12 protein-coding genes and 1 pseudogene are annotated in these 14,732 nt (G+C 63.4%); 12 read left to right on the top strand and 1 reads right to left on the bottom strand.

What is annotated here, in order from left to right:
• Window positions 1-68 precede the first annotated feature (68 nt).
• The 5 genes and pseudogenes from FPZ08_RS14340 (at window position 69) to FPZ08_RS14320 (ending at window position 4,035) form a co-directional block, all read left to right on the top strand.
• Window positions 69-359, top strand: coding sequence for an STAS domain-containing protein (locus FPZ08_RS14340; RefSeq protein ID WP_146290632.1), 291 nt, complete (start codon window positions 69-71; stop codon window positions 357-359).
• Window positions 356-725, top strand: a pseudogene (locus FPZ08_RS14335) (response regulator). Before FPZ08_RS14340 ends, FPZ08_RS14335 begins: the two are co-directional and overlap by 4 nt.
• A gap of 35 nt (window positions 726-760) precedes the next feature.
• On the top strand, window positions 761-3,130 hold the full coding sequence (locus tag FPZ08_RS14330; RefSeq protein WP_146290631.1) for a chemotaxis protein CheA: 2,370 nt from the start codon (window positions 761-763) through the stop codon (window positions 3,128-3,130).
• A 53-nt stretch (window positions 3,131-3,183) separates the two neighbouring features.
• The gene (locus tag FPZ08_RS14325) at window positions 3,184-3,672 is read left to right on the top strand and encodes a chemotaxis protein CheW (protein ID WP_146290630.1); all 489 of its coding nucleotides are present in this window, start codon (window positions 3,184-3,186) and stop codon (window positions 3,670-3,672) included.
• Window positions 3,673-3,744: 72 nt separating this feature from the next.
• Window positions 3,745-4,035 (top strand): chorismate mutase, encoded by a 291-nt coding sequence (locus tag FPZ08_RS14320; RefSeq protein WP_146290629.1) that lies wholly within the window; start codon window positions 3,745-3,747, stop codon window positions 4,033-4,035.
• Window positions 4,036-4,090: 55 nt separating this feature from the next.
• Here the strand turns inward: FPZ08_RS14320 and FPZ08_RS14315 are convergent, their stop codons facing one another.
• Entirely contained in the window at window positions 4,091-4,339 is a 249-nt protein-coding gene (locus tag FPZ08_RS14315) for a hypothetical protein (protein WP_146290628.1), read from the bottom strand.
• Between the two features lie 312 nt (window positions 4,340-4,651).
• Between FPZ08_RS14315 and FPZ08_RS14310 the strand changes: the two genes are divergently transcribed.
• From FPZ08_RS14310 to FPZ08_RS14280, 7 genes are all read left to right on the top strand, one after another.
• A complete protein-coding gene (locus FPZ08_RS14310; protein ID WP_210246805.1) occupies window positions 4,652-5,200 on the top strand; it encodes a chemotaxis protein CheD in 549 nt (182 codons plus the stop codon).
• Window positions 5,201-5,411: 211 nt separating this feature from the next.
• Entirely contained in the window at window positions 5,412-6,932 is a 1,521-nt protein-coding gene (locus tag FPZ08_RS14305) for a methyl-accepting chemotaxis protein (RefSeq protein ID WP_186767015.1), read from the top strand.
• A gap of 40 nt (window positions 6,933-6,972) precedes the next feature.
• Window positions 6,973-7,818: a CheR family methyltransferase gene (locus FPZ08_RS14300; RefSeq protein WP_186767014.1), complete on the top strand. Its 846-nt coding sequence runs from the start codon at window positions 6,973-6,975 to the stop codon at window positions 7,816-7,818.
• Window positions 7,815-8,864, top strand: coding sequence for a protein-glutamate methylesterase/protein-glutamine glutaminase (locus FPZ08_RS14295; RefSeq protein ID WP_146290625.1), 1,050 nt, complete (start codon window positions 7,815-7,817; stop codon window positions 8,862-8,864). Before FPZ08_RS14300 ends, FPZ08_RS14295 begins: the two co-directional genes overlap by 4 nt.
• A gap of 115 nt (window positions 8,865-8,979) precedes the next feature.
• Window positions 8,980-9,369, top strand: a complete 390-nt coding sequence (locus FPZ08_RS14290) for a response regulator (protein WP_056233086.1) — start codon at window positions 8,980-8,982, stop codon at window positions 9,367-9,369.
• 233 nt (window positions 9,370-9,602) lie between these two features.
• Complete coding sequence (locus tag FPZ08_RS22410; RefSeq protein WP_246132665.1) at window positions 9,603-12,119, top strand: methyl-accepting chemotaxis protein; 2,517 nt, start codon at window positions 9,603-9,605, stop codon at window positions 12,117-12,119.
• Window positions 12,120-12,557: 438 nt separating this feature from the next.
• Window positions 12,558-14,633 (top strand): methyl-accepting chemotaxis protein, encoded by a 2,076-nt coding sequence (locus FPZ08_RS14280; RefSeq protein WP_246132664.1) that lies wholly within the window; start codon window positions 12,558-12,560, stop codon window positions 14,631-14,633.
• Window positions 14,634-14,732 lie beyond the last annotated feature (99 nt).

Here is a 14,732-nt window from a genome sequence, read left to right as displayed (position 1 = left end):
GTTAGCACTTCTTAAACCGTTCCCATGGAAACTGCTCATTGGAGAGAACTCCGGGGGCATCACTCGCCATGGTCAGCAAGGCCAAGAAATCCGTCGCTTTGCCAGCGGTCATCGATCTTGACGCGCTGGACGGCATTCGCGACGGCCTGATCGATGCGATCGAGGAGGGGCCGGTCACGGTTACCGCCGATGCCGTCGAGCGGGTATCCACCAATGCGCTGTTCATGCTCATCAGCGCCGCGGAAACCGCCCGGAGAAACCAGTTTGACTTCACTATCGAGCAGCCGAGCGCCGCATTGACGGCCGCTATCGCGCGACTGGGGCTGGACGCCCAGTTTTCAGGGATGATGAGAGGATGACGACTTTGCGGGTTCTCACGGTGGACGATCTCGAGGACGATCCTCGCCATGCTGCACCACACGCTCAGCAATGCCGGGTTCGAGGTGCTGCAGGCCGAAGACGGCAAGCAGGGCCTTGATGTGCTCAAGACCGAAACGGTCGACGTTGTGATCACCGATATCAACATGCCCGTCATGGACGGCATCGAGTTCATCAAGAATGTGCGGGCCACGGGCAATCACCAGAGCCTGCCCATCCTGATCCTCACCACCGAAACCAGCCAGGACAAGCGCGACCAGGGCAAGGCGGCCGGCGGCACGGGCTGGATCGTCAAGCCCTTCGATCCGGAAAAGCTCATCTCGGTCATCCACCGCGTGGTTCACTAAGCAGGCATAAGAACCCAGAAGGGTTGGGCGTTCGCATGAGCGATCTGGACGATTTCAAAGCCACCTATTTCGACGAATGCTCCGAGCTGCTGACCGAGCTCGAGGAGCAATTCGCTGCGATCGAGGCGGGCGAACGCGACGCCGACCGACTCAACGCGGTGTTCCGCGCCATCCATTCGATCAAGGGCGGCGCCGGCGCCTTCGGCTTTTCGGCGCTGGTGGGCTTTGCCCATGCCTATGAAACGCTGCTCGACTATGTGCGCGACGGCCGCATCGAGATGAGCGATGACGTGGTGACGCTGTGCATCCGCGCCAATGATATCGTGGCCGACCACGTCAAGGCTGCCCAGACCGGCGAGGCCTTGCCCGCCGATTACGGCATGGACGAGAAGGGGCGCTTCGATGCGCTGGCACGCGGCGATGCCGCGGCTGGCGACGACGAAGGGGGCGATCCGATCGACGAATTCGACATCGAATTCACCCCGGTCATGGTCAATCTCGATGCGCCCGCGGCGCCGGCCATGGCGGGTGAAGAAGAGGCGCTTATCGACGACGCCTTCGAGGCAGCGCCGATGCAGATCGAGCCGGGCCATTGGGAAGTGCGCTTCACGCCGCACCGAGCACTCTATGCTCGCGCCAACGACCCGCTGCTGCTGTTCCGCGAACTCGCCGCGCTGGGCGAGATGCATGTGCGCCCCGTGCTGGAAGAGATTCCGCCGCTGAGCGATTTCGAGCCCTTTGCGGTCTATTGTTCCTGGGAGATCACCATGATCTCCCCCGCGCTGACCGAGGCGATGATCCGCGAGGTCTTCGAATTCGTCGAGGGCGATTGCGATATTGCGGTGGCGCAGCTCGGCAGCGATGCCACGGCGTTCGAAATGCCCGCGCCCATTCCCGCCGCGCCTGAACCGGTACAAGCGGCAAGCGACGAGCCCGATCCGTCCGATCTTCTGGCGCTGGCCGATGACGAAGTGGCCAGCCTGCTCGATTTCACCGCCGATGCCGATGTTGCGACCGAGCCGCAGTTTGCGCCCGAACCGGAACCGGTCGCCGTTACCGCGCAGGACAGTTTCGAAGAACCGCCGACGCTCAGCTTTGCCGAACTGGCCGAGACTATCCAGCCCAGTCCTGTCGCCAAGCCGCCGGCGCCGGTCGTTGCCGCGACCCCGCTACGTGCCGCGCCGCCATCCGGCGAGGGTGAGGAAAGCAGCGGCAACCGCAGCGTGGGTGTGCAGTCGATCCGCGTCGATCTCGACAAGGTGGACCGCGTGGTCAACATGGTGGGCGAGTTGGTCATCACCCAGTCCATGCTGACCCAGCAGATGGATGAGACCTTGCGGGCCCGTTACACCGAACTGGTGCGCGGCCTCGAAGTGCTGGCGCAGACCACGCGTGGGCTGCAGGATTCGGTGATGGCGATCCGCGCCCAGCCGGTCAAATCGGTGTTTTCGCGCATGCCGCGCCTGGTGCGGGAGCTTGCGAGCAAGACCGGCAAGAAGATCAAGCTCGAAACCATCGGCGAGAACACCGAAATCGACAAGACGGTGATCGAGCAGCTCAGCGATCCGCTGACGCATATGATCCGCAATTCGGCCGATCATGGTATCGAGACCCCCGACAAGCGCCTCGGGCGCGGCAAGCAGGAGACCGGCACGATCCGGCTTTCGGCCGAGCAGGCGGGCGGCAATATCCTGATCATCGTCGAAGACGATGGCGGCGGCATCAACCGGGAGAAGGTGCTGCAGCTGGCGCGCGACAAGGGCATTATCGCGCCCGACGTCAATCCGACCGACGAGCAGATCGACCAGCTTATTTTCGCACCAGGCTTTTCCACGGCGAGCGAAGTCAGCGACATTTCCGGCCGCGGCGTCGGCATGGACGTGGTGCTATCCAACATCAAGAAGATCGGCGGCTCGGTGCATGTCCGCTCCTGGACCGGCAAGGGCACGCGCATGACGTTGCGCCTGCCGCTCACACTGGCCGTGCTCGATGTCATGCTGGTCAAGGTCGGGGAGTCGCCCTATGTGGTGCCGCTCTCCTCGATCGTTGAGACCATCCAGTGCTCGCGCGCCAGCTTCGAGCGGGTGCCGTCAGGCGGCCAGGTGCTGCAGGTGCGGGGCGAATATGTGCAGGTCATCGACCTGGCCAGGCGCTTCGAGATGCTGACCGAGACCGACCCTGAGAACCGGTTCGTGGTGCTGTGCGAGGCCGAAGGCTCGGCCAAGGTGGCGCTCATCGTCGACGACATCATCGGCCAGCAGCAGGTGGTGATCAAATCGCTGGAAGAGAATTTCGAACGCGTGGACGGCATTGCCGGCGGCACGATCCTGGGCGACGGCAATGTCGCACTGATCGTCGACGTGCAGGGGCTCAAGACCACGATCGTCCACAAGAATGCGGCCTAGCGGCCGAGTAACAGTGTGTAGCCGTCCAGAACCGGCGGCAGAAAGGCAACAGAATGGAAGCGCTCGGTTTGCGTGACGACATGGGCGAGAAGGCCGGCGTTGCCGGGCAGAACTCGCTCCAGCTCATCGCCTTTTCGATCGGTGAACAGACCTATGGCGTGGAGATCACCACGGTGCGCGAAATCCGCGCCTGGAACGGTGCGACCCCGCTGCCCAATACGCGCGAATTCGTGCGTGGGGTGATCAACCTGCGCGGCACGATCGTGCCGATCTTCGACCTGCGCGCCCGTTTCGGCGACGGCCAGACCTCGCCCACCAAGAACCATGTCGTGGTGGTGATGAGTGTCGGCGACAAATGGGTCGGCATCCTGGTCGATGCGGTCAGCGACATCCTGACCGTCAGCCGCGACGACATCCACAATGTGCCGGAAGGCAATTCGATCGATACCGAACTGCTCAACGGCATCGTGACCCATGAGAGCCGCATGGTCGGGCTGATCGACCTGCATGCCGTGGTGTCAGGCGCCAAGATGGACGGCTAGGCCGCTCGATATCGTCAATCAATCGAGGGCGCCGCTGGCGCCCTTTTCGTTTCCAGCGCGAAGGACATGCCGATGGCCAAGACAGATATTCCCGCCGAATTGCTGCAATTGCGGGAAAGCATCGACAATCTGGATGCGGCGGTCGTCTTCATCCTGGCCGAGCGGTTCAAGCTGACGCGGCAGGTTGGCCGGCTCAAGGCCGAAAAGGGCCTGGCGGCCACCGATAGCGGCCGTGAACAGGAGCAGGTCGAGCGGCTCCGAAGCCTGGCCGCAGCGGCCAATCTCGACCCGGCATTTTCCGAGAAATTCCTGCGCTTCATCATCGATGAAGTCATCCAGCATCACAAGGCGGCCGCGCGGTAGGCACAAAAAAGGCGCCCATCGCGCCTGTCTTTTCGTTCGGACATCTCTGAAAAATCTAGAACAGTTCGGCGTCACCATGGGTCTGGTGGGCGGCGATGCCGGACAAAGCGGGCACGCGCAATTCGTCGAGGGTGAGGCTGGCCCAGATTTCGTCATAGACGCTGTCAGGGGCGTTGGCGGGCAGGAGGGCGAACTGGCGGACGGCTAAGGCCATGTTGTGGCACCGCTGTTCGATACGGTCCTGCCCCTGCAGGGCGGTGACGATCATCAGGACGGCCTGTTGGACCGAAGCGTCCTTGCTCAATTTGGTGTCGGCGAGAAGTTCAAGCGCTTCAGTGATGCCTTCTAGCATCGACGCCGTCTGGCGCGCTGTCTCATCGAGTTCTCTCGCGAGTTTCTGCAGTGACATAAAGATCAGACCCTAGCCCCGTTGCAAGCAACCTATAGGACTATTTCTAAAGCTCTTCTTGCCGAATTTGCCGGTGTGGCATCGCTCCATCGGTGTGGTTAGCAATTGGCTAACGAGTTTTCCGCTACGATCCGAACCACTGGTTTTGGGGTTGCAAGACGACAAATGGCATTGCCGAACTCTTTACCACCCGAATTCGATCGTGGGGTGGTTACGACCGTGCACCAGGGCGATTGCCATGTTTCCGATGCGGCCGACCTCACCTATTCCACCGTCCTGGGCTCCTGCATCTCGGCCTGCGTACGCGACCGGGTCGCTCAGGTGGGCGGCATGAACCACTTCCTGCTCGCGGAGCAATCGGGCTCCGCCAGGGACCGCTACGGCGCGTCGGCCCGCTATGGCGCTTTCGCCATGGAACAGCTCATCAACAAGGTGCTGACCAGGGGTACCGGCAAGAAGGCCAATCTCGAGATCAAGGTGTTCGGCGGCGGCAAGATCAATTCGGCGCTGGACGATGTCGGGCGCAAGAATATCGAATTCGTGCGGCAGTTCCTGCTCGATGAAGGCTATGTCGCCACCAGCGAAGACCTGGGTGGCACCTATGCCCGCCGCGTGCTGTTCAAGCCGTATTCCGGCCGGGCTTTCGTCAAACGTCTCGATAGCGAGATCGGTGATAACGTGGCGCGCGAAGAAGCCGCGATCGCCAAGCGCCGCATCATCCTGCCCGCACCGGTGGACGATATCGAACTGTTCTAGCACTGCCACGACACCTGGATGGCGTCGGCCGGATCGCGGGCCGACGGCCAGCTCTTTGCGTTTGCTGCTGTCCCGAAGCAGGACAAATCTTCAGATTGTCGCAATCAGGCTTATTAAAGTCTTACCCGGCAGTAAGACTTTATAGATTTGATTAACCATTGTCGACATAGAGTTCGGCCATGTTGGACCTCTTCTCACTGATTTGCGCATCATGCCCAATCTGCGGCTAGCGCTCATCATTGCCAGTCTGTGGCTGGGCGTCGTGGCGCTGGCCGGGATTGCCACGGCCACGCTTGGCACCGGTCCGGCGGGGCAGGGCAGCGTTGTCGGCCTGCTGCTGGTGGCGTTGGCCGGCACATTGTTCATCGCGACGCACTACGATCGGCAGGACCGCGCCACGCTGGCTTCGGTGGCGCTGGCGGCCGGGCTTTGCGAGAAGCCCGACGAGACCCTCACCATTGCCGGTGTCGTGGCGCGGCTGGGCAAGCGTCTCGAAAAGGCCCACCATTTCAAGAGCGCCATTGCCGCCATGCAGCAGCCGGCCGTGGTGGTGGACGAAAAGGGCCTGATCCTGGCAGCCAGCATGGGAATCACGGCGCTGGCCAGGGATGCCGGCGAAGGGGCATCGCTCGATGCCCTGTTCGGCGCGGGCTATCTCGATGCCGGCGGCGGTGCGGCCGAGGAAGCCATGGTCATGCTGGGCGGCGGCCGCTTTACCGTGCGGCGGCGATCCATTGCTGCGGGCCGCTACCTGCTCGAACTGGTACCGGCCGGCAGCTATATCGAGGATGATGATCTCGATGCCTTTGCCGGGGCCCTGGCCAGCGGCCAGACCGGGTTCCGCTTCGAGACCAGGGCCGCCCTGGCCCATCCAACGCTCGCCGCGCTCAATACCGGGCTGGCCACGCTCGATGCGGGACTGCTGCAGCTCGAAGGCGTGGCGGCCGGCGGCCACGACCTGCCCGATGCACTCGACGGCCCAATCGGGGCGCTGGCCATGCGGCTGCACGATTTCATCGCTGCGATCATCGAGCAACTGGACGAGGAGCGCGACCTGCGGACCGGGCTCGAGGACCGGCTGGCAGCGGTGGGCCGGTTGGTAGACGGCTTCGAGCAGCGGGCGGCCCATTATGGTTCGCTGACTGCCGGGAGCCGCGACGATGCCGGCGCCATGGGGCAGGCTCTTGCCACTGGCAGCGCCGGGCTGCGGCAGGCGCTTGCCATCGGCCGCGAGGCACAGGACCTGGTGGGTGCGGCCGATCTGGCGGCGCGGCGCACCGGGGCGCTGGTGGGCGAGATCGACCAGATGACGCAGGAAATCGACAAGATGGTGCAGGCCATCGAGGACGTCTCGTTCCGCACCAACCTGCTGGCGCTCAATGCCGCGGTCGAGGCGGCGCGGGCTGGCGAGAAGGGGGCGGGCTTTGCCGTGGTGGCCGACGAAGTGCGCCAGCTGGCGCAACTGACCAACCGCTCGGCCCGCGATATCCGCGACGTGGTGAAACGCGGCCGGGCCCAGTCGGAGACCGGCGTGAACGAGGCGCAGGCCCTGCAAAAAATGATCGAGGGGCTCGATACGCATTTACGCAATCTAAGCAATGAAACCGATACGATCGTCGCGACACTGGACGAGGGTGACGCGGCGCTGCAGCGCCTCACCGGGCGGATGGCGTCGCTCGGCGAAGCCGGAGAGCCCAGCGCGGCACAACCGGCCCGGCGGGCACGCGCCTGATCCCGGCACAACCGGCCACAAGGCAATTGGGGTAAGCCGCATGGAACAGGGAGAAATCTCCCTCAGCGACCGCGAGTTTTCGCGGGTCAAGAACCGGGTCTATTCGGTCGCCGGTATCTCGTTGAGCGATGCCAAGAGGACATTGGTGATCTCGCGGCTATCCAAGATCGTGCGGGCGCTGGGCCTGCCGGGTTTCGATGCCTATCTCGACTATCTCGAGCGCCAGGGCACCGCCCAGGACGGGCAGGATTTCGTCAACGCGCTCACCACCAATCTCACGCGCTTCTATCGGGAAGACCACCATTTCGAGCATCTGCGGTCCCATGTGGGGGCGCTCATGGCGGAAAGGCCGCGCGGCAGTCGCCTGCGCATCTGGTCGGCCGGCTGCTCGACGGGGCAGGAACCCTATACTGTCGGCATGGACCTGCTGGCGGCGTTCCCCGATCTCAAGCGCTGGGATTTCAAAGTCCTGGCGACCGATATCGATACGGCGGTCATCGCCAAGGCGGCGCGCGGCATCTATTCGGAAAACGAGTTGAACGGGCTTGCGGGCGAGCGGGCGCGGCCTTTCGAAAAGCTGGGTGACGGCACGATCCGCGTTCCCCAGGCGGTGCGCGAGCTGATTTCGTTCAAGCCGCTCAACCTGATTGGCCCCTGGCCGATGAAGGGGCCGTTCGACGCCATCTTCTGCCGCAATGTAGCGATCTATTTCGATAAACCGACCCAGGGCGAAATGTTCGGGCGCTTCAGCAAGCTGCTGGCGCCGGAGGCCTTTCTCTATATCGGCCATTCGGAAAATCTCGGCTCGGGCGGCGAGGGTTTCCGGCTGGTCGGCAAGACCATCTATCAATCCAGGCAGAAACTGAGCAAACGAGAAGCAGCATGAGCATCAAGGTCCTGGTCGTCGACGATTCGGCGCTGATCCGCGAAGTGCTGACGCGCATGCTGACACGCGACGGCGACATCAATGTCGTCGGCACCGCCACCGACCCGATCGATGCGCGCGAAAAGATCAAGGCGCTCAACCCCGATGTGGTGACGCTCGATATCGAAATGCCCAATATGAACGGGCTGCAGTTCCTCGACCGGCTGATGCGCCTGCGGCCGACGCCGGTGGTCATGGTTTCGACGCTGACCAAGAAGGGGGCCAGCGAAACGCTGCTGGCGCTCGAACTGGGCGCGGTGGATTTCGTGGCCAAGCCGAGCGCGGAAGCCGAAGGGGGCATCGAGGCTTTCGGCGCCAACCTGCGCGACAAGATCAGGGCGGCGGCCAAGTCCGACGTGCGGGGCCGCTCGGCCGGCCGGGCCGAGGCGCCCAAGATCGCGGTCAAGACCGCGGCTGCACCGGCGGGCGCGCTCATCGCCATCGGCGCATCGACCGGCGGCGTCGAGGCGATCCGCGCGGTGCTGGCCGACATGCCGGCCGATTGCCCGCCCATCGTCATCGCCCAGCACATGCCGCCCGGCTTTACCAACCGCTTCGCCGCCCGGCTCGACGAGATCTGCGGCCTCAAGGTGGTGGAGGCGGAGGATCGCATGCCGCTCCTGCCCGGCCACGCCTATGTGGCACGCGGCGATTATCATCTGCGGGTGGAGCGGACATCGGGCCAACTCAAGGCCAGGTTGACGCAGGACGAGCCGGAAAGCGGGCATCGCCCCAGTGTCGATGTGCTGTTTGAATCGGTCGCCAGGACCGTTGGTCCCCTGGCCGTCGGGGCGATCCTGACCGGCATGGGCCGGGATGGGGCGCGCGGGCTCAAGCTGATGCGCGATGCCGGCGCCTATACGGTGGGGCAGAACCAGGCTTCGGCGCTGGTCTATGGCATGCCGCGCGTTGCCTTCGAGGAAGGCGCAGTGGTGGAGCAGGCGCCGGTCGAAGCGATCGCAGCGCGGCTGGCCCATGCCCTGGTGCGGCTGAAGTCGGCGGCGTAAAGGCCTCTGTCGCAATGCCAAGTGACGGATTGAGAGATTTGTAACGCTTGTTGCCTAGGGTTTGCTCGAAAGAACGGGGTCTTCGGACCCTACTCGCCAGAAGGTGAATACGATCATGCCTAAAGCCAGCGCTGTCAGTGTCCTCATTGTCGACGACCAGCAGTCCATGCGCGGTATCTGCAAGTACATCCTCACCCAACTCGGCTTCAAGGACATCATCGAGGCCAAGAGCGGGCGCGATGCCCTCGGCAAACTCGAAAAGAGCAATGTCGACCTGATCATTTCCGACTGGAACATGGAAGATATCGACGGGCTGACCCTGCTCAAGGTCATCCGCAAGCATCCGCGCACCCAGGCCATGCCGTTCATCATGGCCACAGGTCGCTCGGACAAGGAGCAGGTCAAGGAAGCCATTTCCTTCGGCGTCAACAATTACATCATCAAGCCGTTCGATGCCTCGACCATGAAGAAGCGCATCGAAGCGGTTATCGGCGCGCTGAGCTGATCGCCACAGTCATTGTAGTGATTTTGACGCCCCGACCTGACGGTCGGGGCGTTCTGCTTTTCGCCACTGCTTTTTGAGAAATCTGGACGTCGTGATTATCCGTAAGGAGCGGTTAATCCCCTGGATATATCGTTTGCACAAATCGATTCACGTTGGGGGTGATTGTCGCTGCCGGAGCCGAACGGGGCTCTATTCAAGCAGGCGCGACGATCCGTGAGGGAGCATCAAGACCAATGAAATTGTTTCCGCAGTTGAAGATCGCCCAGAAATTGCCACTGGTGCTGGTCGGCTCTGCCCTGCTTGTGGGGGCGGGCGTGGGCCTGGCGAGCTATCTGATCGGTCTCGGCACGGTGCAGAACCAGCGCAACCAGTCGATGCAGGCCTCGCTCAGCACGGCCGTGTCGCTGGTCAGCGACTATTATTCGAGCGCCGAGGTCGACCTGCGGCTCTTCGTGCAGCGGTCCGATACCGTGACGGCCATGAAGAACCTGACGCGCGCGCTGGACGAATTGCGCATGGGGCTCAAGGAACGCGCTGCCGTGCAGTTGCAGACCGCTTATGTCACCGACAATCCCAACCCCGAGGACCGGGCGGCCGTCGATAGCGTGGGCGCAAAGGGTGCCAGCTATGACCCGGTGCACAAGCGTTATCATCCCGGCTTCCGCACGCTGATGCAGGAACGCGCCTATTCCGACGTGCTGCTGATCAGCGCGGCGGGCGATGTGGTCTATTCGGTGGCCAAGAATACCGACTTTGCGACCAATGTCGTTACCGACTCCGCGCTGGCCGCCAGCGGGCTGGGCCAGGCCTTTGCCGCTGCCAAGGATCTGGCCGACGGCCAGGCAGCCTTTGTCGACTATACGGCCTATGGCCCGACCGGCACGGCCGAAAGTTTCATGGCCATGCCGGTTTTCGACAAGGATGAGAATACCGGCGTCATGGTGCTCGCCATTTCCACCGAGGCGCTCAGCGCCCGGGTGTCGGCCCTGTCGGGGCTGGGTGAGACCGGTGAAGTGGTCGTGGTGGGGTCGGACGGGCTGCTGCGCACGGAGTCGCCGCGTACTGAGGCGCCTGATGTGCTGCAGACGGCCCTGACGTCCGACGTGATTGCACAGGCCTTTGCCGGCGAGACCGCCGAAGGGACCAGCATGGATTACCGCGATGCGCCCATGGTGGTGCGGGCCGGCCCGGTCAGTGTTGGCGCCGTCACCTGGGCCGTGGCTGCCGTGCAGCCGCAGGACGAGGTCTACGCCCCGGTCAACAATATGCGCAACATGATCCTGCTGGTGGGCGGTGCGCTGCTCGCGCTCGCAGCTTTGGTCGGGTATTTCTTCTCCCGCTCCATCAGCCGCCCGATCAGCCGCCTCACCCATACGATGGATGCGCTGGCCGATGGCGATCTCGATGTCGAGGTGCGTGGCGCCGATGGCAAGGACGAGCTGGGCGCCATGGCGCGCGCGGTTGAAGTGTTCCGCGAGAACGGGCTCAAGGTCGCGCAGATGACTGAGGCGGAGGCCGCCCAGATCATCCGCAGCCAGGCCGAACGCGCCGCCATGATGCAGGACCTGCAGCGGTCCTTCGGCGCGGTGGTGGATGCCGCCATTGCCGGCGACTTCACCAAGCGCGTCGATGCCGAATTCCCCGATGACGAGCTCAATACGCTGGCCCGCTCGGTCAACAATCTGGTGGCGACTGTCGATCGTGGCGTGGGGGAAACCGGCTCGGTGCTGGCCTCGCTGGCCGATACCGATCTCACCAGGCGCATGGAAGGCGACTATCAGGGCGCCTTCGCCAAGCTCAAGGCCGACACCAATGCGGTGGCCGAAAAGCTCACCGACATTGTCGGCCAGCTCAAGGATACCTCGCGCACGCTGAAGGCAGCGACGGGGGAAATCCTGTCGGGTGCCAACGATCTTTCCGAGCGCACCACCAAGCAGGCGGCGACGATCGAGGAGACGTCGGCGGCCATGGAACAGCTCGCCTCGACCGTGCTGCAGAATGCCGAGCGCGCCAAGGAAGCCAGCGGCGTCGCCTCGACCGTGACGCGTACCGCCGAAGAGGGCGGGCAGGTGATGCACCAGGCCACCGAGGCCATGGAGCGCATCACCCAGTCCTCGGGCAAGATTTCCAATATTATCGGGCTGATCGACGACATCGCTTTCCAGACCAACCTGCTGGCGCTGAACGCGTCGGTGGAAGCAGCGCGGGCCGGCGATGCCGGCAAGGGCTTTGCCGTGGTGGCGGTGGAAGTCCGTCGCCTGGCGCAGTCGGCAGCCAATGCCTCGAGCGAGGTCAAGGTGCTGATCGAGCAATCGGCCGGCGAGGTCAAGGGCGGCTCCAAGCTGGTGCTCGATGCGGCGACCAAGCTGGAAGCCATGGTGAGTGCAGCGCGGTCCTCGAACGAATTGATGAACGGCATCGCCAGGGATAGCCGCGAGCAGGCCGGGGCGATCGACGAGGTCAATACCGCCGTGCGCACCATGGACGAGATGACCCAGCACAATGCGGCGCTGGTCGAGGAGATCAACGCATCCATCGAGCAGACGGAGGCCCAGGCCACCGAGCTCGACCGGATCGTGGATATCTTCGCCATCGGCGAAACGGCGCCGGTGCAGCGCCAGATCCCGGCTGCACCGGCCAGGACATTTGCCGACGGCGCGCGCGGCTTGCAGGACAAGCTCAAGACCGCGGCCAAATCCTATCTCAGCCATGGCAATGCGGCCGTCGACAAGGACTGGAACGAGTTCTAGCCCGATCGGGACAGCACGACTTCAAAGGGCGCCCAGTGGCGCCCTGTTCATTTCCGGCGCTTCCATACAAGGGCAACCCGCCGTTAAGATTCGGCCTTTATGGTTTCGGCAAATGAAATTCCCCGGGTCGTTCCGGTTCCGCGTCAGCAATGACAAGGGACCGGGACGACACGCGTCTGGTCCGTCCAATCATCAGGAAGGCCGCGGGCGTGATGGTGTAATCGCCACGCGAAAAACAGACATTCGGGTATCGAGCAGTGCAGATCGCGGGCCTTTGCGGAGAATTCGACCTCCGAAACCATGAAATCGACTTCGAAAACGATACCGAAGCGCTTTTGGAAAACCTTCGATTAACGGCTATCCCGTAATTTTTCCCATCAGTAGGTCCACAGGTGCGCGATGAATTCGCCGCGCAGGGACACTTGGGGGAAACACGCCATGCGCAAGCTCTTTGCTGCTTTCGGCAATATCAAGATGACCACGACCATAGCGGCGCTGGTTCTCATCGCCATTATCGGCTCCATCGCCGTCGTGTCGGGCGCGATCTATATGAGCCTGCATGCCCAGTCGATGGCCGACAGCAAGGTGCAGCAGGAAACCAATCTGGCGGTTGCCGCCACGATCCTGGAGCGGCGCATTTCCGGCTCGGTCCTGAACTGGAACGAAGAGGGGACGATGGATGCGTTCCAGAGCTGGGCGGTTCCTCCCTTCTACGATACCGAAATCATCGATTCGGTGACGCGCGTCACCAAGCAGGATGCGAGCATTTACGTGCTCGATCCGGCGACCCAGATCCTGGCCGGCAAGACCACCAGCATTGCGGCAGCCGATGGCACGCGGGTCGCGGACCTGATGCTCGACCCATCCAGCCCGGCCTATGAAGCGGTGCTGGCCGCCGAGCCGTTCATCGGCCAGTTGCCGATCAACGGCGTCAATTATTTCGCGGCCCTGCAGCCCATCGAAAAGATGAGCGGCGAAGTCATGGGCGCCATTTTCGTCGGCACGCCCATGGCCAATGTCGAGGCTTCGGCCAATGGCGTGCTCGGGCTGATCCTGATGGTGGGTGGCGCGGTGACTGTTGCGCTGGGGCTGGTGGGACTGGTGCTGTCGCGCCTGATCACCAAGCCCATTCCCAAGCTGGCCGGTTCGATGGAAGCCATTGCCGAGGGCAATTACGAAACCGAGGTGCCCTATACCGAACAGGGCAATGAAGTGGGCGCCATGGCGCGCGCCGTGGAAGTGTTCCGCGCCAATGGGCTGCGCGTCAGCCAGATGACCGAGGCGGAAGCCGCGCGCATCATTGCCGACCAGGAAAACCGGCAGAAGATGATGAGCGAGCTGCAATCGGCCTTCGGCGAGGTGGTCGACGCGGCCGTGGCCGGCGACTTCACCCGGCAGGTCGCGGTGGAATTCCCCGATCCCGAGCTCAACGGGCTGGCTGCCGGCATCAACAATCTGGTGTCGACCTTTAATCGCGGCGTGACCGAAATCGGCCATGTGCTGGGGGCCATGGCCAATACCGATCTCACCGAGCGCATGGAGGGCGATTATGAAGGCGCCTTCGCCACGCTCAAATCCGATATCAACGCAGTGGCCGACAAGCTGACCGAGGTTGTGGGCCAGTTGCGCCATACTTCGGGGTCGCTGAAGACCGCGACGGGCGAGATTCTGTCGGGCGCGAACGATCTCAGCGAGCGCACCACCAAGCAGGCGGCCACCATCGAGGAAACCTCGGCGGCCATGGAACAGCTGGCGACCACCGTGCTCAAGAATGCCGAGCGCGCCAAGGATGCCAGCGTCAATGCCGCGCAGGTGACGCGCACCGCCGAAGAGGGCGGGCAGGTGATGGATGCCGCGACGTCGGCGATGGAGCGCATCACGCAATCGTCGGCCAAGATTTCCAACATTATCGGCATGATCGACGACATCGCCTTCCAGACCAACCTCTTGGCGCTGAACGCCTCGGTGGAAGCAGCGCGGGCCGGCGATGCCGGCAAGGGCTTCGCCGTGGTGGCCGTGGAAGTGCGGCGCCTGGCGCAGTCGGCAGCGCAGGCGTCGAGCGAGGTCAAGGTGCTGATCGAGCAGTCGGCCGGCGAGGTGAATTCCGGCTCCAAGCTGGTGGGCGACGCGGCCGGCAAGCTCAAGGCCATGCTGGACGCGGCGCGGGGCAATAATGGCCTGCTCGAATCCATCGCCAATGACAGCCGCGAACAGGCGTCGGCCATTGAGGAAGTTACCACCGCCGTCCGCACCATGGACGAGATGACCCAGCACAATGCGGCGCTGGTGGAAGAAACCAATGCCGCCATCGAGCAGACCGAGGCCCAGGCGACCGAACTCGACCGCATTGTCGATGTGTTCCGCATCGCCCAGCAGGAGGCGGCGAAAGCGCGAGTCGATCGGGCAGCACCCGCTGGCGGCGCCCGCGACCTGCAGCAGCGGCTATCGGCGGCCTCCGCCAATCTGACCACCCATGGCAATGCTGCCGTGGCGCCGGATTGGAGCGAGTTCTAGTCTCCAACGGGACGGCAAGTATAAAACCCCGCGGCGCAAGGCTCCGCGGGGTTTTTATTGTTCGCGATATTTCGCGACCGCAACTTGTCCAGACAAATC

The sequence above is a fragment of the Devosia ginsengisoli genome, from assembly GCF_007859655.1.
Classification (GTDB): domain Bacteria; phylum Pseudomonadota; class Alphaproteobacteria; order Rhizobiales; family Devosiaceae; genus Devosia; species Devosia ginsengisoli.
This window is presented reverse-complemented; position numbering and strand designations above follow the sequence as displayed.

Coding starts and splice junctions, on each gene's coding strand:
- FPZ08_RS14340 (WP_146290632.1), top strand. CDS start 69: ATGGTCAGCAAGGCCAAGAAATCCGTCGCTTTGCCAGCGGTCATCGAT.
- FPZ08_RS14330 (WP_146290631.1), top strand. CDS start 761: ATGAGCGATCTGGACGATTTCAAAGCCACCTATTTCGACGAATGCTCC.
- FPZ08_RS14325 (WP_146290630.1), top strand. CDS start 3,184: ATGGAAGCGCTCGGTTTGCGTGACGACATGGGCGAGAAGGCCGGCGTT.
- FPZ08_RS14320 (WP_146290629.1), top strand. CDS start 3,745: ATGGCCAAGACAGATATTCCCGCCGAATTGCTGCAATTGCGGGAAAGC.
- FPZ08_RS14305 (WP_186767015.1), top strand. CDS start 5,412: ATGCCCAATCTGCGGCTAGCGCTCATCATTGCCAGTCTGTGGCTGGGC.
- FPZ08_RS14300 (WP_186767014.1), top strand. CDS start 6,973: ATGGAACAGGGAGAAATCTCCCTCAGCGACCGCGAGTTTTCGCGGGTC.
- FPZ08_RS14295 (WP_146290625.1), top strand. CDS start 7,815: ATGAGCATCAAGGTCCTGGTCGTCGACGATTCGGCGCTGATCCGCGAA.
- FPZ08_RS14290 (WP_056233086.1), top strand. CDS start 8,980: ATGCCTAAAGCCAGCGCTGTCAGTGTCCTCATTGTCGACGACCAGCAG.
- FPZ08_RS22410 (WP_246132665.1), top strand. CDS start 9,603: ATGAAATTGTTTCCGCAGTTGAAGATCGCCCAGAAATTGCCACTGGTG.
- FPZ08_RS14280 (WP_246132664.1), top strand. CDS start 12,558: ATGCGCAAGCTCTTTGCTGCTTTCGGCAATATCAAGATGACCACGACC.